The sequence below is a fragment of the Cryobacterium sp. GrIS_2_6 genome (genome assembly GCF_035984545.1).
Classification (GTDB): Bacteria; Actinomycetota; Actinomycetes; order Actinomycetales; family Microbacteriaceae; genus Cryobacterium.
Genome location: NZ_JAXCHP010000001.1, coordinates 3,704,024 through 3,726,477 on the forward strand (window position 1 = coordinate 3,704,024; position 22,454 = coordinate 3,726,477).

General features: G+C 65.6%; 19 protein-coding genes, 2 tRNA genes and 1 pseudogene. 16 read left to right on the forward strand and 6 right to left on the reverse strand.

Annotated features, from left to right (window positions below; translation table 11 throughout):
* The first annotated feature begins 31 nt into the window (after window positions 1-31).
* The 4 genes from RCH22_RS17970 (at window position 32) to RCH22_RS17985 (ending at window position 1,133) form a co-directional block, all read left to right on the forward strand.
* The gene (locus tag RCH22_RS17970; RefSeq protein ID WP_327015007.1) at window positions 32-577 is read left to right on the forward strand and encodes an alpha-amylase family glycosyl hydrolase; all 546 of its coding nucleotides are present in this window, start codon (window positions 32-34) and stop codon (window positions 575-577) included.
* Window positions 578-618: 41 nt separating this feature from the next.
* Window positions 619-873, forward strand: a complete 255-nt coding sequence (locus tag RCH22_RS17975; RefSeq protein WP_327015008.1) for a hypothetical protein — start codon at window positions 619-621, stop codon at window positions 871-873.
* An 81-nt stretch (window positions 874-954) separates the two neighbouring features.
* Window positions 955-1,026: transfer RNA gene (locus RCH22_RS17980), tRNA-Thr, on the forward strand.
* A 33-nt stretch (window positions 1,027-1,059) separates the two neighbouring features.
* Window positions 1,060-1,133: transfer RNA gene (locus RCH22_RS17985), tRNA-Met, on the forward strand.
* 454 nt (window positions 1,134-1,587) lie between these two features.
* Here the strand turns inward: RCH22_RS17985 and RCH22_RS17990 are convergent.
* Both RCH22_RS17990 and RCH22_RS17995 read right to left on the reverse strand, forming a co-directional pair.
* A complete protein-coding gene (locus tag RCH22_RS17990) occupies window positions 1,588-1,950 on the reverse strand; it encodes a hypothetical protein (protein WP_327015009.1) in 363 nt (120 codons plus the stop codon).
* A 2-nt stretch (window positions 1,951-1,952) separates the two neighbouring features.
* The gene (locus tag RCH22_RS17995) at window positions 1,953-3,635 is read right to left on the reverse strand and encodes a glucose-6-phosphate dehydrogenase (protein WP_327015010.1); all 1,683 of its coding nucleotides are present in this window, start codon (window positions 3,633-3,635) and stop codon (window positions 1,953-1,955) included.
* A 31-nt stretch (window positions 3,636-3,666) separates the two neighbouring features.
* Between RCH22_RS17995 and RCH22_RS18000 the strand changes: the two genes are divergently transcribed.
* Window positions 3,667-5,484, forward strand: coding sequence for a glycoside hydrolase family 15 protein (locus tag RCH22_RS18000; RefSeq protein WP_327015011.1), 1,818 nt, complete (start codon window positions 3,667-3,669; stop codon window positions 5,482-5,484).
* A gap of 2,566 nt (window positions 5,485-8,050) precedes the next feature.
* Window positions 8,051-8,341 carry a hypothetical protein gene (locus RCH22_RS18005; RefSeq protein ID WP_327015012.1) on the forward strand — a complete coding sequence of 97 codons (291 nt, stop codon included), beginning with the start codon at window positions 8,051-8,053 and terminating at the stop codon, window positions 8,339-8,341.
* Between the two features lie 222 nt (window positions 8,342-8,563).
* Here RCH22_RS18005 and RCH22_RS18010 read toward each other — a convergent pair whose 3' ends face one another.
* Window positions 8,564-8,860 (reverse strand): hypothetical protein, encoded by a 297-nt coding sequence (locus tag RCH22_RS18010; RefSeq protein ID WP_327015013.1) that lies wholly within the window; start codon window positions 8,858-8,860, stop codon window positions 8,564-8,566.
* A 312-nt stretch (window positions 8,861-9,172) separates the two neighbouring features.
* On the opposite strand from RCH22_RS18010, the gene RCH22_RS18015 reads away from it, so the two are divergent.
* Window positions 9,173-9,697, forward strand: coding sequence for a hypothetical protein (locus tag RCH22_RS18015; protein ID WP_327015014.1), 525 nt, complete (start codon window positions 9,173-9,175; stop codon window positions 9,695-9,697).
* Window positions 9,698-9,873: 176 nt separating this feature from the next.
* Here RCH22_RS18015 and deoC read toward each other — a convergent pair whose 3' ends face one another.
* The gene (gene deoC, locus RCH22_RS18020) at window positions 9,874-10,569 is read right to left on the reverse strand and encodes a deoxyribose-phosphate aldolase (RefSeq protein ID WP_327015015.1); all 696 of its coding nucleotides are present in this window, start codon (window positions 10,567-10,569) and stop codon (window positions 9,874-9,876) included.
* Window positions 10,570-10,579: 10 nt separating this feature from the next.
* Window positions 10,580-10,843: a hypothetical protein gene (locus tag RCH22_RS18025; RefSeq protein ID WP_327015016.1), complete on the reverse strand. Its 264-nt coding sequence runs from the start codon at window positions 10,841-10,843 to the stop codon at window positions 10,580-10,582.
* Window positions 10,844-10,894: 51 nt separating this feature from the next.
* On the opposite strand from RCH22_RS18025, the gene RCH22_RS18030 reads away from it, so the two are divergent.
* Window positions 10,895-11,491, forward strand: a complete 597-nt coding sequence (locus RCH22_RS18030; protein WP_327015017.1) for a cation transporter — start codon at window positions 10,895-10,897, stop codon at window positions 11,489-11,491.
* Between the two features lie 149 nt (window positions 11,492-11,640).
* Here RCH22_RS18030 and RCH22_RS18035 read toward each other — a convergent pair whose 3' ends face one another.
* Window positions 11,641-13,101: a DUF222 domain-containing protein gene (locus RCH22_RS18035; protein WP_327015018.1), complete on the reverse strand. Its 1,461-nt coding sequence runs from the start codon at window positions 13,099-13,101 to the stop codon at window positions 11,641-11,643.
* Window positions 13,102-13,271: 170 nt separating this feature from the next.
* Here RCH22_RS18035 and RCH22_RS18040 point away from each other — a divergent pair, with 170 nt between their 5' ends.
* The 8 genes and pseudogenes from RCH22_RS18040 (at window position 13,272) to RCH22_RS18070 (ending at window position 22,311) form a co-directional block, all read left to right on the forward strand.
* Window positions 13,272-14,345 (forward strand): DMT family transporter, encoded by a 1,074-nt coding sequence (locus RCH22_RS18040; protein ID WP_327015019.1) that lies wholly within the window; start codon window positions 13,272-13,274, stop codon window positions 14,343-14,345.
* Between the two features lie 276 nt (window positions 14,346-14,621).
* Window positions 14,622-15,536: a hypothetical protein gene (locus tag RCH22_RS18045; protein WP_327015020.1), complete on the forward strand. Its 915-nt coding sequence runs from the start codon at window positions 14,622-14,624 to the stop codon at window positions 15,534-15,536.
* Window positions 15,505-15,957 (forward strand): annotated as a pseudogene (locus RCH22_RS21245) (FAD-dependent oxidoreductase); the annotation flags it as partial. The gene RCH22_RS18045 and the pseudogene RCH22_RS21245, both read left to right, overlap by 32 nt.
* 112 nt (window positions 15,958-16,069) lie before the next feature.
* Window positions 16,070-17,479, forward strand: coding sequence for a sugar porter family MFS transporter (locus RCH22_RS18050; protein ID WP_327015021.1), 1,410 nt, complete (start codon window positions 16,070-16,072; stop codon window positions 17,477-17,479).
* The gene (locus RCH22_RS18055; RefSeq protein ID WP_327015022.1) at window positions 17,479-19,155 is read left to right on the forward strand and encodes a mannitol dehydrogenase family protein; all 1,677 of its coding nucleotides are present in this window, start codon (window positions 17,479-17,481) and stop codon (window positions 19,153-19,155) included. Before RCH22_RS18050 ends, RCH22_RS18055 begins: the two co-directional genes overlap by 1 nt.
* Entirely contained in the window at window positions 19,146-20,222 is a 1,077-nt protein-coding gene (gene uxuA / locus RCH22_RS18060) for a mannonate dehydratase (protein WP_327015023.1), read from the forward strand. The genes RCH22_RS18055 and uxuA overlap by 10 nt, the downstream gene beginning before the upstream one ends.
* A gap of 85 nt (window positions 20,223-20,307) precedes the next feature.
* A complete protein-coding gene (locus tag RCH22_RS18065; RefSeq protein ID WP_327015024.1) occupies window positions 20,308-21,018 on the forward strand; it encodes a GntR family transcriptional regulator in 711 nt (236 codons plus the stop codon).
* Between the two features lie 270 nt (window positions 21,019-21,288).
* Entirely contained in the window at window positions 21,289-22,311 is a 1,023-nt protein-coding gene (locus RCH22_RS18070) for a metalloregulator ArsR/SmtB family transcription factor (protein WP_327015025.1), read from the forward strand.
* The last annotated feature ends 143 nt before the right edge of the window (window positions 22,312-22,454 follow it).

Consider the following 22,454-nt stretch of genomic DNA (forward strand, 5'->3'; position numbering starts at 1 on the left):
GGTTCGGCCGGTCCGCAACAAGACCGGGCGGATGCTCGGCGACGACCTCAACGCCGAGGTGCGCCAGACCATCCGCCGTACCATGATCGACGTCAACCCCGACACGATCCTGCTCGGTGAAAGCACCAATGATGCCGCGAGCGACTTCCAGGGCGACGCGTGGCACGGCGCGATGACCTACGCGAACTTCACCCGGCCGGTCTGGGGCTGGCTCTCGAAGCCGAACAGCGCGTCGTCGTTCTGCGGCTTGCCCTCTGGCACGATCCCGCAGTACACCGGGGTGCAATTCGTCGAGGCGCATCGCCGATTCACCGCCGGGTTCCCCTGGCGGACCCGGCTCGCCACCAGGAACGCCCTCGACTCGCACGACACACCTCGCTTCCGAACTGACGCCCTGGACCGAACCGTGCCCGTGGCGTTGGGCCTGTCGGTCACGTTGCCCGGCATCCCGGTCGCCTTCGCCGGGGATGAGTTCGGCCTCACCGGCGACGACGGCGAGCACTCGCGCACGCCGATGCCTGGGCGGGCGCCGGGGAGCCGGCGGTCGCGAAGACAATCGACCTCCACGCCGCCCTGATCCACCTGCGTACCGGCCACCCGGCCCTCAACGCAGGCTCGATGCGCTGGCTGCACGTCGACGACGACGTGCTCGTCTTCGTGCGCGAAACGGGCGATGAGTCCGTGCTCCTGATGGCGGCACCGGCGCCCGGTGCGGTGTCCCTGCCGACCGGAACGCTGGCGGGCGCGGATGCCGCGATGCGGCTTCTCGGCGACGCCGAGCTCGTGGGCGCGACCGACGGCATCCGCCTGACGACGCCCGGACCTTCGTTCACGGCGTGGGTGCTTCCCGGGGTGCTCGTGCCCGTTGGGTGAAACGGTCACGGGGAGGGCGGCGGAGATGATAATGTTTACCGGTTGCCGAAATTCAGGGCGCAACTTCTGAAGAGAAGTTTTGCCCCCTTAGCTCATTGGTAGAGCACTTCCTTGGTAAGGAAGAGGTAGTGGGTCCGATTCCCACAGGGGGCTCAGGCTTGGGCGGTCGTGAGGCTGGCAGGCCGTGGCGGGGTAGCTCAGTTGGTTAGAGCACACGGCTCATAATCGTGGTGTCGCGGGTTCAATTCCCGCTCCCGCTACACATAAAGGCCCTTTGACCAGTGATTATCTCGGTCGGAGGGCCTTTCTCTTGTCTCGGATGCCACTCAGCTCCGCTCTAAACTCCGGTCTAGGTTTGCGTTTCGGGCAAAGCTCCGTTGCGCGTCCCAATGCGGGCCCTCGGACAAGTCAGCCAGTGTCTCTCCGGGCGTCCCGTAAGACGTACGTGAGCGGGACTTTCGTGCGCGCGGGGCACATGCGATTCTCCTGCCCAGGCGGGCCGCGCAGTCCAGTCTCCGCGGGGGAGTGTCCGTCGGCGGTCCCGCGTGCGGACATCATTTCTCAACTTCTATAGGCGGACCATCCCGGAACAGACCGCGCCCGCATTGCCGTACCAGGCTGGGTGAGTGCAACCCACTGAATTGATCTTTATCGGCGGCAGATCTGGCGTTGGCAAGACCGCTGTGGCCGCCGAATTATCGCTCCTTCTCATCCTCAATCCAACCCCACGCGCCTCCTTATCCTGATTCCAACCCCAGCTGATCGGTGGATTGAGGTGAAGTCGGCGGCGCCGATGTCGGTCGCGGCGCCGAAGTAGTTGTAGTTGGCCGGGGTTCCAGTCAGGCCGCTCTTTTTCTGGTTCCCGGCCGTGTCATAGGTCCAGGTGCTGATGTCGGCGGTGGTGCTGGTGGGTTGGTTGTCACCGTTGTAGTTGTAGTCGATGGTGCCCGCGGTGCCCCCGGTGGTCCCAGCGCGGACCTGTCGGGTGCGCCTGCCGGCCTTGTCGTAGCTATACGCCCACGACGCGGTGGTGGTGGCCCCAGAAGCAACCCGGATCGGATGGATGAGCAAACTCACCGTCACCGATCGCCTATGTGAACAAGACCACAACAGCGGCACCGACGAGCGCCAATGCCGTGCCGCCCGTGGCGGCCGCAGCGATTATCAGACCCGACGACCAGGCACACGGCCTGTCGAGGATCCGGTCGCGACTCGGGGCGCCGTGGGGAGCGGGCTGGCGGTCTACTTCTGCTGGGGGCGTACCGTCTGGGATTCGGCGCGGCCGGCGCGGGTGCGCTGCTCCCGTTCGCTTGAGATTGTGGCCAGGCGCTCGGTGAGCACGAGTGTGTACGCCCGGGCGCTCTCCCGGGTCGGCGTGGGGACAATTGCTTCACGGTAGTGCCAGTCAGTGGCCCTGTGGAGCCGGCTCGGTAGTTGTCGATGGGTACTTGGCCCTTGCGCCAGGCAGAGAGGATCGGCGCGACGATTCGCCAGCACTCTTCTACCGCGTCTGCCCGAACCGACAGGGTCGGGTCGTCGGAGAGGATGCCGTGCAGCACTTCGCCGTATGGGCCGAGTTCTCCCGCGGCGAATTGCACACCGAGGCTGACGCGGTCGAGGGCGAAGGGATCGTCTTCGCCGTTGATGTTGAGGTCGAGTTCGATGCTGTCCGGGGTCAGCGAGATGGTGAGCCGTGCGGGCCCGGGGTTGCCGGTGAAACCGTATGGTCGGTGCGGTACGTCCTTGAAAGTCACGACGATCTTTTGGCACTTGTCGGCGATTGCCTTTCCTGAGCGTAATCGGAACGGAACACCTGCCCAGCGCCAGTTCTCGATTCCGACGGTGACCTCCGCGAGCGTTTCGGTATCGAGTTCCGGATTCACTCCGGCCTCTTTGACGTAGGCCGGGAGCTTCCGCCCCTCGATCGTGCCTCCGGTGTAGCGAGCGCGGCGACCGGCGGCCGCCGGGTCGCCCTTCCAAGGGTGGGTGGCGCGCAGTACCTGGGCCATCGATCCGCGCAGGTCGTCGGCGTCCAGACTCGACGGAGGCTCCATTGCCGTGAGCGCCATCACGAGAAGCAGGTGGCTCTGGATCATATCGACAAGGGCGCCGGCCTTGTCGTAATATCCGGCGCGACCCTCCAGGCCCAGTGTCTCGTCGAAGACGATGTCCACCCGCTCGATGTGCTCTGCGCTCCAGACCTGCTCGAACATGCGATTGGTGAAACGGAGGCCGAGCAGGTTGAGAACGGTCGACTTTCCGAGAAAGTGATCGACACGGTGGATGTGCTTCTCCGGGAGAAGCTTCATGAGTTGACGGTTGAGCGCCTGGGCGCTGCGCAGGTTGGTGCCGAACGGCTTCTCCATCCCGAGCACTGCGCCTTTCGGCAAGCCGACCTTTTCCAGTGCGGCGATCGCAAGAATCGTTACGTGTGGAGGCAACGCGAAGTAGAGCGCAGGTGTGCCTGTCGCGGCGGCGAGGATGCGGGTGAGGTCCGCCGGTTTTGTCACGTCCGCCTGGAGGTAGACAGAATTCTGTGCCACCTTCGTCGACCGGGGGCTCTCGGGTCCTCCCTGGGCGAATGACTCGCCGACGCGGGCGCGCCACTCGGCATCCGTCATCGGATCGAATCCCACACCGATCAGTCGAAGGTCGTAGCCCCGGGAGCTACTGAGCAACTGGCCCAGGCCCGGGAGCAGCAACCTTTTGGTGAGATCCCCGCCCGCTCCGAGTATGACGAGAGTTCCGATGTGGTCAGTCATGGGCACAGGATACCTCTGCAAGACTGGCGAAATGGCTCTGCACATCGAGGACTACGCCCTGATCGGCGACTGCCACACGGCCGGTCTGGTTGGACGGGACGGCAGCATTGACTGGCTTTGCTTCCCGCGGTTCGACTCTCCGTCCATCTTCGGCGCGCTGCTGGGCACAATGAATCATGGGCGCTGGCTGCTTGCACCGGCAGGCAAGGTGCTGTCGACATCCCGGCGGTACGAAGAGGACACCTTCATCCTCGTCACCCGGTGGGAGACTGCCGACGGCGAGGTGGAAGTCACCGACTTCATGCCCCACGGCGACCGGCGTGCGGATGTGATCCGCCGGGTCACCGGTATTCGCGGCAGCGTGCCGATGATGATGGACGTCCGGTTCCGGTTCTACTATGCGGAGGCCCTTCCCTGGGTGCGTCAGGCACCCGACGAACACGGTCACGCCCTCGTGGCGGTCGCTGGCCCCGATGCCGTGATTATGCGCGGGCCGAAGTTGCGGGCATCCGACCACACGCACGTTGCCGAATTCACCGTTGCTGCCGGGCAGACAGTGGATTCCTCGATGACCTGGTACCCATCGCACCGCCAGTCACCCCCACGCAGCGTGGTGGATGACAGCCTTGCCGAGACCACCCGTTGGTGGCAGGACTGGGCATCCCGCTGTGTCGCCTCACCGGTCTATCACGACGAGGTGCACCGTTCGCTGCTCGTGTTACGCGCTCTCACCCACGAGGACACGGGCGGCATCGTCGCGGCTGCGACGACAAGCCTTCCTGAGTCGTTCGGCGGCCATCGAAACTGGGACTATCGCTACGTCTGGCTGCGCGATGCGTCCCTGACTCTGAACGTGCTGCTCAAGCACGGGTTCCATGCCGAGGCGGATTCGTGGCGCAAGTGGCTGCTCCGGGCGGTGGCAGGAGACCCGGGCGACGTGCAGATCATGTACGGCCTGTCCGGTGAACGTCGCCTCACGGAGAGGGAGGTGGACAGCCTGCCCGGCTACGGCGGAGCCTCCCCGGTGCGGGTGGGCAACGACGCCTGGCGCCAATACCAGGGCGATATCTTCGGCGAGGTCATGATCGCCCTGCAGGCCGCTCGCACACTCGGGGTGGCCGAGGACGAATTCTCCTGGCCTCTTCAGCGCGCTCTGATGACCTACGTCGAGGAAAACTGGCGGCGCCCCGACAATGGCATATGGGAGATCCGCGGACCGCAACGTGATTTCGTGTCATCCCGGGCCATGATCTGGGCCGCATTCGACTGCGCCGTGCACGCCGTCACCGATTTTGGGCTGGATGGCCCGGTGAAGCGCTGGACCCACCTGCGAGACGAGGTGCGTACCGAGATCGAATCGCGAGGTTTTGACGCAGCTCGGAACACCTACACGCAGTACTACGGCAGCACCGGGGTGGATGCCTCCCTGCTACTTCTCTCCCAGATCGGCTACGTCGGCGCCGATGACCCGCGGATGCTCGGAACCGTTGCGGCCCTCGAGGAGGAACTACTGCACGACGGACTGCTGATGCGCTATCGCACGGAATCGGGAGTAGACGGATTGCCCGCGGGCGAGCATCCATTCCTCGCGTGTTCCTTCTGGCTGGTGGAGCAATATGCGCGCAGCGGCCGAGTAGCGGACGCGCGCACCTTGATGGATCGACTCGTCAGCTTCTGCAACGACGTGGGGCTGCTGAGCGAGGAGTATGACGTGGCCGGTTCACGTCAAGTCGGAAACACTCCCCAGGCGCTCTCCCACCTCGCGCTCGTGCGAGCGGCCGACGCCATCGCCGACGCCACCCGGCCAAGCCCCCAAAGGACTCAATCAGCTCAGAGGGCAAGCCTCTAACCGGAGCAGTCCTGCCGTAATAAAGCTGCCGGTGGTGACAGTCAACGGCGGTATCGAGACCTACGTGGCGCTCGGCGATGAGGAACGTCATGCGATCGCGGACTACGTCTGCAACACCCGTTTTCCCAGCGACCCGAAGACTTGGCCCGGTGCGTCTGGCGGGCGGCAGACCATGATCCCGTTCGTCCACCCCTACACGCACAATCAGATGAACTCGGAACCGTGCCCAATCACTGTGGTCCTCGCCGACCTGTATCCGCGAGACAGCCAAAAGAAGACCTGTGTCGACGGAGCCGGGATCGGATGCGGTGCTCCCGCCAGAGCGAACGGCGGCGCCCGGGTTAGCTCCGCGGCCGCGGCGCCAGTGGCCGCGTCACCGACAGGGACTGCCGTTGGAAACGAGCCGGGCGCCATCCAGCACATCCTTCCCGGGAGGGCGAGCCCGGGTCGCCCGTTCACCGCGACGCTGAACCCCGAAGGCGCTGACGCGATGCTGGCCGAAGTTTTCCTGCCGACGGGGCGACCCCAAGGATCACGATCACTGATGCCTCCGGCATCGTCGACAACGCGGCAACGGTCACCGTCGACCCAAGCGGCAACGGACTCGGCGTGCAAATCGCGGTCATCAGCCTCACCGGGCTCAAAGCCGCCACACGCACCATCACGATTACGGTGGGCGATACCCCGATCGGTGTCGGCCTGGTCACCCGGGTCAACAGTCCGGTGGGGTTGAGCGCCACGGCAGTCCCGTCGACTATGAGGCGGGGCGCAACCCTCTCAGCTTCGACCTGGACGGCAACCTCATCGGCTCCACCGGATCCGGGAGCTACCCGCTACGTGGACTGACGCTCACCTCAACTGCTGACACCACCCTGTCCGGTACAACTGGCACACTCTTCATCGGTCCGCTCGACAGGAGCCAATGGATCAGCACGACACTGGACACGAGCACGCTCGCCAGGCTCTGGGAACAAGCCCAAAAAGAAGGTGCGATCAGCCGCGTCGGCCTCTACGTCAGCGAACACAACCGCCTCGATCGCCTCACCACAGCGGCGAACGGCAGCGATACCACGACTGAAAGGAAGGAACTCGACACGTTTGTGAGCGATGTATCTGGCGCAGGAAGCACAATTGCGTCCGGGTGGAAGAGCCGGATCACCGGGTATTCCACGGCACTGCGTTAGAGCATCGGGAATTGAGATCACACCATGAATCGTCACTCGAGCGGGGGCCTGAACATGCGTCGTTTCGTGAGGTTGGGCGTCGTGTTCGGTGTCGGCGTGGCCGTCGTGCTCGGGGTGGCGGGCTGCTCGTTCAACGCGCCCGACGCGGGGAAAACAGTTTCACAGATCCGGGTGGTTCCCATCCTCATTAATCCTCCACCCGGTGGTGTTCTGCTCGGCGAGCCGAGTACCTCGGAAGCTCCGAACCGGGGATTGCGAAGGACGCCGGTGTCACGACCGTCTTCGCCGCTCCAGACAGTCCCTCCACGATCCTGGATTACTACCGCCGGACCTACCCACAATTCGGACTTCCCACAGGATCAAAATTTCCCACAGGATCAAGCAGCGCGGACTCCATCGAGATCAACGGGACAGACGGGTGGGGCTACGTGTCAGTGAATACAAAAGCCGAGTCCCCCTACCTCCCTGGGTATTACGACCTCGCGGTGAAGCCGGCGTCGCCGGGTTCGTCATATGTGACAGTGATCATCATCGGGCAAACGGGCAGAAGTGGTCTAAGTAATCCAAACTGACTTCTTGGGCCGGTGTGCAGCGTTCGGCTTGAGGGCACCGAGCGCCGGCGATGTGTGCAGGTAGCGCGCAAAGAAGTGTCTCGCAACCGAAGTGCCTCAAAACCCATCGGATTCAAGACACTGGCCCCGCTCGAAACCGGCGCGGGCAATCAGTTCGATGCGCCAAATAGCGATCACAGAACGCCGCCAGAGAGAGGACAGAGTCACACCGTACTCGCCTGCTCGCTCCGAAAAACAGAGTCAGGGGTGAATCGGCAAGGGACCGCGGAACACCGGAGCAAAGCGCGGTACGCAGCATTCGTACGACGTCCGCCCTGGGTGCGCGGGAAGTGACCCGAGGCGGAAAGGAGGCATACTCCGGCAGCCAGAACGGGGAGGAGGGTGCCGAGGTCGGTAGCGACGTGGCGTCGCTTGACTTCATCGTCACCGTTTTTGGTTCGTGGTCGCGCGGCGGGGCCGTGAACCTGGCCTTTGATGAGGCGATGTCAGAACCACTGCTGCACAGGAGCGTGACGCTGGGAGTCGCCGAGCCTCGCGTAGCGCGCGTCCCCGTAAATGCGGACAGACAGGATACTTCCCTGCCTCGTATCGTCGAGAACTAGGGCTGTGATGCCGTTCTACTGATCGGGGAGCAACGTGAGGAAGATCGGAATTCTCAGCACGGTCGGAGGATCGGCGCCTGGCTTAGGGGTGGCTTCGAACGGCAAGGTCCTTTCCCTGCCGTGCGGAGAACACGATTCCGTAGGCATGAGGCGCGTGTCTTATGGTGGCGGATCGTTCGTCACTACAGGCCAAGTGGCAGAAGCTTTGGTGAGCCTGATCGCGGCGCTGGCCGACGGCCATCGGACCCAGACCATCGAGATCCCTGCCGTGAGCGACGAGGGGAACTTGATACTCGTTGTTCTGATCGTGGGCCCGTTCAGCGGGCTACTCACCGTCCCGGAATGCTCTCCCTGGCCAGCACCTGACTTCTCGGATACCGTCCAGCACCTGCACTACTTGGCGGCATTGGTGTCGGACATCCCGTTTTCTGGTATTTCGGACACGGTAGCGATCCTGGACTACGACTGGAACGAGAACTTCGACCTCGACTTCGACTAGTGGTGCAATTCGTTAGTTCGTCGGGGGTTAGGCGGCTATTGGTTCGTGGGCGGTGACGCGGTTGAGGAGATCGCGGAGAGTTGCGCGGCCGAAGCGCCAATCGAATGGGACTGCGGTGGCGTTGCAGCGGTCGAGATCAGACCCCCGACTAACTAACGAATTGCACTACTAGCGCCAGCAGGCTTGCCCCCGGCACCGCGCCTCAGCCTGGCATGGGCTGCCTCAGTGCGCCGAGCCGGCGGCCGTGGCCGCAGGCACCTCGACGAGCCGGCCGGTCGTCACATCGTAGATGTAGCCGTAGACCGGGATCCCCGCGGGAACGAGCGGATGCGCCTTGATGCGTTCGACGTCCTCCAGAACGCTCGACGCCTGGTTGGAGATCGTCAGCCAGTCGACGTACTTCGCCTCCGCCGAGCCCGGGCCGGTGCCGACGTCGTAGAAGCCAGCCTCGCCGAGGGCGGCCGTCTCCAGGCTGTTGGCGAGCAGCCCGCGGATGACTTCGTCGGTGAAGAATTCCATCCCGCAGTTGGTGTGGTGGATGACGAACCATTCCTTGGTGCCCAGGAGCTTGTAGGAGATGACGAGCGAGCGGATGGCATCGTCGGAGGCGCGCCCGCCGGCATTGCGGATCGCGTGAGCGTCACCTTCGCTCAGACCTGCGTTCTCGGCGCTACCGGCTCCAGAGTGAGGCGTCTGGTCCTTTCGGCACGATCCGAAGCGGGCTCAATGCTTCAGGGGTGACGACGTAGGAGGAGTTCACGTGGACGGGAGTTGACCCGTGTGTGGGGTCGACGCCGCCCCTTCACCAGCGGTAATGTCAGGGCCACATCAATGGGGGAATCGATGAAGCGTGCCGCGATAGGTCTGATCTCTGTGTTGCTCCTGTCCGGGTGCTCGAGCACCCCGATCGCGGGGTCCAGTCCGAGTCCGATGCCGACGACGTACTACGGCGAGAACGCGGCGACGATCGCCTCAGGCATCGAGGGCTGCAGCGAGGTCACGGCTGGAAACATCGGTGGCGGCGGACCGGGACTTGCATCGACCGCGACATGCACCCTCGACGGGCGCCTGCTTAACGTCAACAGCTGGATGGACCAAGCGCACGGGGACCTGACACAAATCCTCAAGTCGGACGGGGCGGAGATGTATTACGCGAAGGGTGAGGGGTGGACCGTGACGGCCGGAAGTGTTCCGATCTTGCAGCTTCAGGTGACCGGCAATCAGGACGCGCTTCTGAAGCTGTCGCTGGACGCCACGCCTGGACCCGATCCCGATCTCGCCGGGCAGAAGGCATCCGCCGAATCAGTAGCGAGGTCACTCGGCGGGGAAGTCGTCCACTTCGTTGTCGGGCGGTAGCTGAGGTGCATATCGCAAGAACTCGCGCCTTGATCCTGGTCGAAGCTGACATATTAGTTCTCCGGCCATTTCAGCTGACGGGGAAGCGCGGAAGGCGTCGTCGGTTTGATTCCCGCTCCCGCCACACTGGCCCGAACTCCGTCAGAAGTCCGGGTCATTCTTTGCCTGAGACGGGGTCAGTAGGATCCGGCAGCTCCGGTCGGGATGGCGCCGGCGAGCAGCGCCGCGCTGCCGGAGACTCCGAGGCGGCTCGCGCCCGCTTCGATCATGGCGAGGGCATCGTCGAAGCTGCGGACTCCGCCCGACGCCTTCACCTGGGCCCGGTCGCCCACTGTCTGCTTCATCAGACGAACCGCATGCACAGTGGCCCCGCCGGCGGGGTTGAAGCCGGTGGAGGTCTTGACGAAGTCGGCGCCCGCGGCCACGGACGCTTCGCACACGGCGACGATCTCGGCATCGGTCAGGGCCGCGGATTCGATGATGACCTTGAGCACCTTCGGTACGGGGACACTGGCACGCACGGCGGAGATGTCGGCCTGCACGTCGGCGAAGCGGCCGGCCTTGGCCGCACCGATGTCGATGACCATATCGATCTCGTCGGCGCCTTGCTCGATGGAGAGGGCGGCCTCGGCGGCCTTGATGATGCTGTGGTGCTTGCCGCTGGGAAAACCGCAGACGACCGCGACCCTGAGGTCGGCACCGTCCGGGATGGTGAGCGGCAGCATGGAGGGAGAGACGCAGACAGAGTAGGTGCCGAGGTCGATGGCCTCGGCAACGAGGGCTGTGACGTCGGCGGTGGTGGCCTCGGGCTTGAGCAGGGTGTGGTCAATGCAGCGGGCGATGCTGATGGTGTCGACGAGGGGGGGTGTCATGGGTGGGTCCTTAGCTGGTGATTAGTTGGGGCGAGCCGTGCAACGCGGTCGCGCGGGTGGTGTGGTGAGGGGTGTGCGCGGTGGCGATCCACGGCGTCGAGCTGGATGCCGCGGCGACCGAGGACCTCGGTCTTGTGTGCGAGGCGCTGAATTCCTGGATCGAGACGACGCGACCGTCCAGGTCCAGCCAGCGAAACCAGGCATCACCCCGACCGGCTTCGATGGCGATGCGGGAGGTTCGGGAGATTCGGGAGCGGAGCGCTGCGCGCAGCACCGACCCTCTGAGCCTGTGATCTGCCCAGACATTCACTCTACGCTGGACGGCATGCGTTCAAGCGGAGCCGTCGACACCCAGGTGGTTCTCCTCCGGCGGGGGCGACGACTCGAATATGTCACCCTGGGCTGGAACGTCTTCGGGGTCGCTATCCTGGCCGTGCTCGGCGTTGCCGCATCGTCCGTCGCCCTGATCGGATTCGGACTCGACAGCCTCATCGAGATCGGTGCAAGCACGGTCGTGCTCTGGGAGCTGTCCGGCACGGGGGAGGCTCGTCAGCATCGTGCGCTGCGGCTCATCGGTGTCGCGTTCGTCGCGCTCGCCGCATACCTCTCCGTGCAATCGACCGTGGCCCTGGCGTCGAACCACCATGCGTCGCCGAGCGTTGCCGGAATTGTCTGGACGGGCGTAACGGCCGTTGTCATGTTCGCACTGGCGTTCGGGAAGGGCCGGACCGGCCGCGCCCTCGGAAATCCCGTGCTGGTCACGGAAGGTCGAGTGACGTTGATCGACGGTTTGCTGGCCGTCGCCGTGCTGGTGGGGGTGGCCCTCGACCTGTTCCTCGGCTGGTGGTGGGCGGATCCGCTCGCCGGCTACGTGATCGTCTACTACGCGGTCCGTGAAGCAATCCACATATTCCGGCCATGATCCCGTTCTGATTGGTCGCCTCTGGTCGGTCGCCGCACTTGCTGCTTTGGCTGCTTTGGCTGCTTTGGCTGCTCTGGCTTTCTGGGCCGCGGCCGCGATAGCTACGGCGGCCGAGGACGTTGTAGCCCAGTGAAGGGGACCCGCTGGTTCTAGAACGGTGTCGGGTCGTCGGGGTCGTCGGGTGTGGGGTCCAGGTTCCAGACATCGACGAACGGGGCCGGCGGTTTGGGTACGGGCGTGGGTTTCCGGGGTGGTCTCATGTCCGCTGAGGGTTCCACGATGTAGCGGTACCCGGCCGGGGACGTCCACTCGATGCGACCATCGCCGAGGTGTCTCGGCGACCACCTCGTGTAGCTCTTCACGGCGTGGTGATACGGGCAGAGATGGGCGAGGTTCATCGCGTCCGTCTCACCGCCGTGCTGCCACTCCACGCTGTGATCCAGGTCTGACCGCTTCGCGGAGCGCCGGCACCCGGGGAAGGTGCAGGTCTCATCCCGCACCTCGAGCCACTTCTTGAGCGCTGCTGGCGGTTTATAGGTGTCGCGTCCCATGGAGAGCACGACCCCGGTCTCGGGGTTGGTGAGTAGCCGGGTGAAGCTCGGCGCCCCGGCCGCGAGACGCCGGGCGGTGTCGGGGTCGATGGGTCCGTACCCGGCCAGATACCCGGGTTCCTCGCTCGTGCCCAGCAAGGTCAGCACGGGAACGGTGACGTTGACCTGCGCGGCCACCCCGGCACCGAGACCGTCCGGGGTGACCCCGCTGAGCAGCACGTCGGTGAGCACGTCTGCCGCCAGCTGGGTCAGGGTGCGGGTTTCCTCCGGGCCCTGCAGGCAGAGCGCCGTGTCGAGGGTGCGGTGGTAGGCGGCCTGCACCTTCTCCGCGTCCCCGGTCACAGACAGCGACGCCATCCCGTCGTTGAGGGCCTGGAACACCACGTGCCGATCCTCGACACTCTTCTGGTGCCTCGCGGTGATGGTTTCCGGGTGGGTGCGTTCCCGCACCCGCCGGGCCCGGTCGGACAGCTTCGCGACGGTGAGCAGTTCCGCGTCGGGCACGAGGGTCTCCTCGAACACGGCGCGGGCCCGGGCGGCCGCCACCGGGTCATCGACCCGGATGCCCCAGGCCTGCTCCATGATGACTTGCGCGTGCCGGTAGCTGATCACCCCGGAGGTCAAGGCTTCCCGTGTTGCGGGGAGGTCCTCGGCGAGGGTGCGGCTGGCTTCGATCAGGGTCTCCGCCGTCCGGCGCGGGAGCCGGAGCAGGGCGCCGACCTCGCAGGTGAACTCCTCCTTCGTGGCTTCTTCCGGCGACCACGGCGGGCGCGGGCCCCCGGCGCGAACCGCGGCTTCCGCGCGGGCCCGGCCGACATCGGCCAGCACCCGCTGCCCGGCATAGATCGCGGCCGCCCGCTTCGCGGCGGCCCGGTTCATCTCCCGGTCCGCCTCCCGGATCGCGTCATACACCTCGGGCAGGGACGGCTCCACCAGGCTCAGGTGCCGGGGGTTGAGGGAGGTCTCAGGAGGGTTGTCGGGAGGGGCCCCGGGCGGGGGTTCCGCCGTGCTGTCCACCGTGCTTTCCGCGTGAACTTCTGAGGGTTCTTCAGCTGTCATACCGGTCACTCTACGGAGGACCACCGACATTCCACCGGCATCCGCCACCCCACAAACCACCTGTGGATAAGCCGGTCAGAAGCACTTTGTTGAGGACTGGCCGTCTCGGAAACCGGTAGTCTCACCACTGTCCCGAGTGCGATCGCCCAGGCGTCTGAGAGACTATGCGGATGAATACTTCATCACCGGAGAAGGGCTCGAGGGCGGGCGCCCTCGCCAACCGGGGAGTCCAGGCGGCGCTGGTGTCCGCGCTGCTGTTCGGTGCCGGAACGCCGCTCGCCAAGATCCTCCTCGGCGAGGTCAGCCCGTGGATGCTGGCCGGCCTGCTGTACTGCGGCTCCGGGATCGGCCTCGGCCTGATCCGGCTCGTTCGCCGGTCGCCCCGGGTGCGGCTCAGCCGCGCCGAGTGGGTGCCGCTGTCGGGTGCGATCCTGTTCGGCGGGATCTTCGGCCCGGTGCTCCTGATGCTCGGGCTCTCGAACATACCGGCCTCGGGCGCATCGCTGCTGCTGAACGCCGAAGGCGTCTTCACCGCCGTGCTGGCGTGGTTCGTCTTCAAGGAGAATTTCGACCGGCGCATCGCCCTCGGAATGCTCGCGATCGTAGCCGGCGCCGTCATCCTGAGTGCCCCCGGCGGGGCGAACTTCGGCATTGCCTGGCCGTCCTTGGCGATCCTCGGCGCGTGCCTCTGCTGGGGCCTCGACAACAATCTCACCCGAAAGATCGCGCTGACGGATGCGACGTGGCTCGCCGCCGTCAAGGGGTCCGTCGCCGGCCCGGTCAACCTGTCGCTCGCCTTCCTCCTCGGTGCGCACCTCCCGGCAGCTGGAAACATCGCTGCGGCCCTCGTGGTCGGGTTCTTCGCCTACGGCATCAGCCTGGTTCTTTTCATCGTCGCAATGCGCCATGTGGGTACGGCGCGGGCCGGGGCGTACTTCTCGATCGCGCCGTTCTTTGGTGCCGTGCTGGCCATCATTCTCGGCGACGCTGTGACGTGGCCTCTCGTCATTGCCGGCCTCCTGATGGTTGTCGGGATCTGGCTTCACCTCACCGAACGCCATGAGCACGAGCACACGCACGAACCGATCACGCACGACCACTGGCACACCCACGATGATCATCACCAGCACGACCATGCCGAGCCGGTTCCGCCGGGAACCTGGCACAAGCACGAACACACGCACGAAGCCATCACCCACAGCCACGAGCACTACCCGGACATGCACCACCGGCACGAGCACTGAGCCTGACAGAGTCCGATTCGGCCGTTTCCTCGGTCCCCCTCGCCGCGCTGAGCGTACCGTGAGGAGGGAGGGACCGTCGCGGCTTTGCCGAAGAAGCTGCACCCTTGACAACGATGTTGACGGATCCACTCAACCAACGAGGATACCGCTACGTCAATCCTGGCTGTCCCAACGATTAAGACTGCACCACCAGCATCCGCTGCACTCGCCCCTCCGGCGCCGCCCCGCGCATCCGTTCGATATCGCCGCCTGTTCGAACCGACGAACCTCGGGTCGATGGAGCTCAAAAACCGATTCGCGATGGCGCCGATGGGGCTCCTCGGTTTCTCCGATGCGCCGATCCAGCACCACTGGTCTGAGGTCATCTGCCGCGCGATGACGGTCGAGGAGATCCACGCGACGGTGCGGAGCATGGGCGATTCCGCAGTGCTCGCCCAGCGCGCCGGGTTCGATGGCGTGCAGATCCACGCCGTGCACGAAGGTTACCTCCTCGACCAGTTCGCGACGTCGTTCTATAACCAGCGCACCGATGAGTACGGCGGAAGCCTCGACAACCGGTTGCGCTTCGCCCGGGAGATCGTCGACGAAATCAAGGAACGCTGCGGCGCCGACTACCCGGTCACGCTGCGATTCAGCCCCAAGTCGTTCGTGAAGGACTGGCGCGAGGGCGGTCTTCCCGGGGAAGACTTCGTCGAAAAGGGCCGTGACCTCCCGGAGGGCCTGGAGGCCGCGCGCCTTTTCGAGGAGTACGGATATGACGCCCTCGACATCGACGTGGGCACCTACGATTGCTGGTTCTGGAACCACCCGCCGATGTACCAGAAGAAGGGCCTCTACGTGCCCTTCGCCAAGGCGGAGCGATGCGGTCGGCATCACGGTCATCTGCGCCGGCCGGATGGACGACCCGGACATCGCACTCGCGGCAGTCGAGGACGGCGCGACGGACCTCGTCTCGCTCGGCCGCCCACTGCTCGCCGACGTCGACTACGTCAACAAGCTGCACAGCGGGCACCAGAACCTGATCCGCCCGTGCCTCTCCTGCCAGGAGGGGTGCATGGGCCGGATCGAAGCGTTCGCCGCCATCAACTGCGCGGTCAACCTCCAGTGCGGACGCGAGGCCGAGTGGCGCCTGCACCCGGCGCTCCGGGCCAAGAACGTGATGATCGTCGGCGGCGGAGTCGCCGGCTGTGAGGCGGCCAGGGTGCTCGCATTGCGCGGGCACGTGCCCGTCATCTATGAGGCCTCCGCTGCCCTCGGCGGAAACCTGATTCCGGGAGGCGTCCCAGATTTCAACGAGGACGACCTCGCGCTGATCCGCTGGTACGAGGCCACGCTCGCCGAGCTCGGAGTCGAGGTGCACCTGAATGCGCCGGTCGACGACACGATGATCGAGGCATCTGCCGCGGACGAGATCATCATCGCGACCGGTTCGGTGCCACGGCTCTTCGCGCTTCCCGGTGGCGTGCCGGTGTTCTCGGCCGCCGACGTGCTCGAGGGCGTCTCGCACCCGGGCGCGACAACGGTGATCGTCGGTGGCGGCCTCGTCGGGTGCGAGCTCGCCCTGCATCTCGCTGACCACGGGGTGAACGTCACGATCGTCGAGCAGGCCGAGGAAATCCTCGACGTGTCCGGGCCACTCCTTCGGAACACTAGTATGGTAGTAGTCAAAGCAACCAGGGACCATCCGTCTCGGGACGAGCTCCATCCCCAGGAAGGTGGCGACAATGACCGTCGCACACGCACCAGCACAACCCACATCACACGCCGGCAACGGCTTCGTTGTCCTCATCACCGTCATCGCCGCCCTCGGCGGCCTGCTGTTCGGCTTCGACCAGGGCGTGATCTCGGGAGCCATCGGCTTCCTGAGCAGCCGATTCCAGATGGATGCCGGCCTCAGCGGCTTCGTCACGGCCTCGCTCTCCCTCGGCGCCATCGCCGGCTGCCTGATCGCCGGGTTCCTTTGCGACGGGCTCGGTCGCCGCCTACTGATGTTCATCGGCGCCGTGCTCTTCATCGTCTCGAGCATCGGCTGCGGACTCGCCGCGGGCCCCGCGATGCTCATCGTCTTCCGCGTCATCGGGGGCCTCGGCGTCGGCGTGGTGTCGACGGTCGTGCCGCTGTACATCGCCGAGATCGCCCCGGCCAAGATTCGTGGGCGCCTCGTCGGCGGCTACCAGCTGGCGATCGCCTCGGGCATCCTGCTCGTTTACATCGTCAACGCTCTGATCGCCAACACCCACGCCCTCGAATGGAACCTCGAGTCCGGCTGGCGCTGGATGTTCGCGGCCGGTGTCGTTCCCGGCGTCCTGTTCTTCGTCCTGATGTTCCTCGTGCCCGAAACGCCGCGCTTCCTCTTCGAGAAGGGGCAGGCCGGCAAGGCCCGGGCGATCCTGACCAGGATCCAGGGTTCGGTCGACGCGGAGAAGTCCCTCGTCCAGTTCCAGATCGTGCAGGATGGCCCGAACAAGGGCTTCTTCCGGGAGCTCTTCAAGAAGGGCTTCGGCGTCGCCCTCGTGCTGACGATCGGCCTGTCGTTCTTCCAGCAGCTCACCGGCGTCAGCGCCGTCGCGTACTACGCCCCGGTCATCTTCAAGCAGGCCGGTGCGAGCACGAGCGTCGCCCTGATCGAGACCGTCGTGGTCGGCGTCGTCAAGGTGCTGTTCGTGGTCTCGTTCATGATTCTCGTCGACCGCGTCGGCCGCAAGCGCCTGCTGGTCTGGGGCACAGCGCTGATGGCCTTGTGCCTGATCGGCATCGGCGCGGCCTTCTCGACACCGACCCCGATGAGCCTCCTCACCGACGGCGTCATCCTCGCCCTCATCCTGCTGCACACGGTCGGCTTCGAAGCCTCGTGGGGCCCCGGCATCTGGGTGGTCATCTCCGAACTGTGGCCGACCCGCATCCGCGGCCGCGCGGCATCCATCGGCTCGTCGGTCCTCTGGCTCGGCACCTACCTCGTCACCCAATTCTTCCCGATCCTCCTCGAGAAATGGGGCACACCGATGACCTTCGTGCTCTTCGGCTTCTTCTGCCTGGTGATGTGCGTCTTCACGTACAAGCTGGTCCCGGAGAATAAGGGCAAGACGCTCGAGCAGATCCAGGTCGAACTGACCACGGCGGGAGCCAAGAACTGATGCTGACCCTCACGACAGAAACCATGCAGAACCTGGCGACATTCGAGGCGGCCGGCATCACTGTGCCTCACTTCGACCGCACAGCCGTCCAGCTCACCACTTCGGCGAATCCGGCGTGGATCCACTTCGGCGGCGGGAACCTGTTCCGGTGCCTGCACGCCTCGCTGCAGCAGCACCTGCTCAACGCGGGTGAGAGCGACGTCGGAATCGTCGTCGTCGACACCTACGACGACGAACTGATCGAGACGATCTACCAGGGCCGCGACAACCTCTCCCTGACCGTCGTGATGAAGGCGAACGGTGACATCGAGAAGGAACTGATCGCGAGCATCACCGAGAGCCGGTACCTCGCAGAGTCGAACCCGGTCGCCACGTTACGGGTCAGGGCGATCTTCGCGAACCCGAGCCTGCAACTGGCCACGGTCACGATCACCGAGAAGGGCTACAACCTGAAGGGCCCGGACGGCGAGCTTTCCGGGCTCGTGCTGGGGGACATCAAGGCGGGTCCCGACCACGCGCGGCACACCATGGCGCACCTCGCCTCGCTCCTCCTCGAGCGCTACCGGGCCGGTGCGACCCCGATCGCGATGCTCAGCACCGACAACTTCTCCCACAACGGCGAGAAGCTCCGAGACGCGATCCTCGTGTTCGCCCGCGCCTGGCAGGACCGGGGCTTCGTCGACGACGGGTTCCTCGGCTATGTCACCGACCCGGCGAGGGTCGCGTTCCCGTGGAGCATGATCGACCGGATTACACCGAGCCCGTCGGCCTCCGTCGCCGGCGAGCTTCGGGCGGCGGGATTCGGCGACACCGAGATCCTGGTCACGCAGAAGCGCACCACGACGGCGCCCTTCGTGAACACCGAGGAGGTCAACTACCTCGTCGTCGAGGACGCCTTCCCCAACGGCCGGCCACCGCTCGAGAAGGCCGGCGTGTACTTCACCGACCGCGACACCGTCAACAAGGTCGAACGCATGAAGGTGTGCACGTGCCTCAACCCGCTGCACACGGCCATGGCGATTTTCGGATGCCTCCTGGGCTTCACTTCAATCGCCGAAGAAACCGAAGATGCTGATATTTCGACCTTGATCAGGGGGATCGGCTACCGCGAGGGGCTCCCTGTCGTGACGAACCCCGGCATCATCGACCCGAAGAGCTTCCTCGACCAGGTCGTGGGGGAACGGCTGCCGAACGAGCGCATCCCGGACACCCCGCAGAGGATCGCCTCCGACACCTCGCAGAAGGTCGGGATCCGCTTCGGCGAGACGATCAAGCTCTACCGGAACAATGGCGCCGCCGACGATCTGACGTTCATTCCGCTCGCCATCGCCGGCTGGTGCCGCTACCTGCTCGCACTCGACGACCGGGGAGAGCCGTTCGAGCTGAGCCCGGACCCGATGAACGAGCACCTGCGCCGGTACGTGAGTGACATCAGGCTCGGGGACCCGGCCAGTGTCGGCCGGCGGCTGCATCCGATCCTCTCCAACCGGGAGATCTTCGGGCTGAACCTGTACGACACCGGACTCGGTGCGCGGATCGAGGGGTACGTCGAAGAACTCGTCGCGGGTCCCGGGGCGGTCCGGAGCACGCTGCACAAGTACGCGAGCACCACAAGCAACAGCACCACAAGCAACGGCACCACAAGCAATACAGAGGAGACAGCATCATGCAAATGACATTCCGGTGGTTCGGACCCGACGACGACAAGATCACGCTCGGGCAGGTCCGGCAGATTCCGGGCGTCGAAGGTGTCGTCGGCGCCCTCTACGACGTCCCGGTCGGCGAGGTCTGGCCCAAAGCCAAGATCGCCTACCTGAAAGCACAGATCGAGGAAGCCCGGATGAGCCTCCAGGTGATCGAGAGCGTCAACATCCACGACGACATCAAGATCGGGCTCCCGAGCCGCGACGCGTACATCGAGAACTACAAGGAGACCATCAGGAATCTCTCCGAGTTCGGCATCAAGGTCATCTGCTACAACTTCATGCCGGTCTTCGACTGGGTGCGCACCGAGCTGGCCAGGACGCTTCCCGACGGTTCGACGACGATGGCCTACGACCAGTCCATCGTCGACACCATGGACCCCGAGGGCATGGCCGCATCGGTCGAGGGCGACTCGAACGGATACGTCATGCCGGGCTGGGAGCCCGAGCGTATGAAGGGCCTCAAGGCCCTGTTCGCCCAGTACGCGGATGTCGACGAGAAGAAGCTCTCCGACAACCTGCGGTACTTCCTCGAGGCGATCATCCCGACCTGCGAGAAGTACGACATCAAGATGGCCATCCACCCGGACGACCCGCCCCGGCCGATCTTCGGCCTCCCCCGGATCGTGAAGAACTTCGACGACCTCAAGACCATCGTCGAAATGGTCGACAGCCCGCACAACGCGCTGACCCTCTGCACCGGCAGCCTCGGTGAGAATCCGGAAAACGACGTTCCCGCGCTCATCCGCTATTTCGCCGGTCGCGACCGGGTGCCGTTCGCCCACGTGCGCAACATCAAGCACCTCGGCAACGACAACTTCGAGGAGGCCGCGCACCTCTCGGAGATGGGTTCGCTCGACATCTACGAGATCATGAAGGCCTTCCACGACGTCGGCTTCGACGGGTACATCCGTCCGGACCACGGCCGGATGATCTGGGGCGAGACCGGGCGCCCGGGCTATGGTCTGTACGACCGTGCACTGGGAATCGCGTACCTCAACGGGCTGTGGGAAGCGATCGACAAGGCCTCCAGGGCCTGAGCCGCCTGGTCGGGTGGACCCGGACTTCCGGGCCCACCCGACTGCGCCGTACCATGCAAGAACACCAGCGCCTCATACTAGAAAGATGACGATGGAATCGGGAGCGTTTCGGGCCAGGCCCGCGACCACACGGCGCAACGCCCGCACGCACGCGCTCGAGATCATTCGCCAGAAGATCATCACGCTCGACCTGGCCCCAGGCACCCGGTTGTCGGAGAACGAGCTGGCCGGCCAGCTCGGCTTGTCCCGCACCCCGATCCGGGAGAGCCTCATCCTCCTCGCCGAGGAGCAGCTCGTCTTCGTGGTCCCTCAGGTCGGCACGCTCGTCGCCCCGATCCTGCTCTCCGAGATCGAGACGGCCCAGTTCGTGCGCGAATCCCTCGAGCTCGCGGCACTGAACGAGTCCGTCGCCCGCGCGACGCCCGACGACATCGCCGAACTGAACGCGATCATCGACGCCCAGCGGATCGCGGACAGCCGCAAGACCCAGTCCGGCTTCTTCACCCTCGACGAGGAGTTCCACGCGACCCTGATGGGCATCAGCGGCCACGGCTCCGCCTGGCGGACCGTCGCCCAGGCGAAGGCGCACCTCGACAGGGCGCGGCACCTTTCGCTGTCCTTCACCGGGATGAGCGTGTTGATCGACCAGCATCAGGTCATCACCGACTCGCTCGCGGCGGGCGATGGGGATGCTGCCGCGAGCGCCATGCGGGAACACCTGCGCCGTGTCTTCAACGACATTGCAGCGGTGCGGCAGACCAATCCGGAGCTGTTCACCCTCGACCCGTCCCAGTAGGCGCCCGGGCCGCACCTGGCTGTGTCGATCCGGGCTCACGCGACAGTTCCGCCGCTTCGCGCCAAGCGTGCCTGGCGCTAAGCGGCAAAAGTGGCGCGCGGGCTCGCGACGAGGTGTCGCAACTGGCGCGAAGCTGCGCAACTGTCGCGTGAGCCCGCGACGAGGTGTCGCAACTGGTGCGAAGCGGCGTACGTGGAGCGCGGGACGCCGGCCAGGTGGCACGTCGGGTCGCTCGGGGCATCCGCTGCCCGGTCACATAGACTCGCGTCTATGCGAACAGACCTTGCCGGCCCCGATCCGGACGCGCTGCGGCCGCTCGACCGCGCGGCCGCCGAGGACATCGCCCGGGGCCTGCGCGCGATGGCCGACCCGACCCGGGTGCAGCTCCTCGGCATGATCGTCAGTCGGCCGGATGGCCGCGCACTCGTCGGCGAACTCGCCACGGCACTCGGACTGAGCCAGCCGACCGTCAGCCATCACATGCGCATCATGACCGAGGAGGGCCTGCTCGCCCGGGCTCAGGTCGGTCGTCAGGTCTGGTATTCGGTCATGCCCGAGCGGGTCGGCGACGTTCTCGAGACGACCAGGAGCGACACCGACCCGATCGCGGTCGTCGTGGCCGCGCCCGTGCTGGCGCGCATCACGGACGACCTCGCGACCCGGTTCCGGGGCACGTTCTCGCACGAAACCGTCGGCCGGTACGTGCGGGAGAGCTATGAACTCCTCGCCGGGCAGGCGAAGATCACCCGCTATCTTCCCTCGTTCACGGCGCGCTTCGCCGGCGACCGACTGCGGTCGCTGGCCGCGGCGGACGGTCGGATTGCGACGGACGGTCTCGTCGCGACGGGCGCGAAGGGCGTGCCGGGTTCTCCAGACTCTCCCGACGTTCCCGACGTTCCGGACGTGCTGTTCGTCTGCGTTCAGAACGCAGGACGGTCCCAGCTCGCCTCGGCCATTCTGCGGTCGCTCGCCGGGGAGCGCGTGCGGGTCCTGACGGCAGGGTCGGCTCCGGCCGGCCGGGTCAATCCGATGGTCGTCGCCGCGCTCGACGAGATCGGCGTTCCTCTCGCAGGCGAGTACCCCAAGCCCCTGACGGACGAGGTCGTCCGGGCGGCGGACTACGTGATCACGATGGGCTGCGGCGACGCGTGCCCGGTCTATCCCGGCCGCACGTACCTCGACTGGGAACTTGCCGACCCTGTCGGACTCCCGATGGAGGGCGTCCGGGCGATTCGCGACGAGATCGAGGCGCGGGTCAGGGCCCTCCTCGCCGACCTCGACCGGATGCGGTGACCCACGACCTGAGGGTGCGCGCCGAGATGAACCGTTCCGGTCGAGAGCCGCCGGCAGGACGGGAACTCTCGACCGGAACAGCACATCTCGACGGTCCATCTCGCGGGGGCCGGACGCGGCCGGGCGCATGGAACAATGACGTA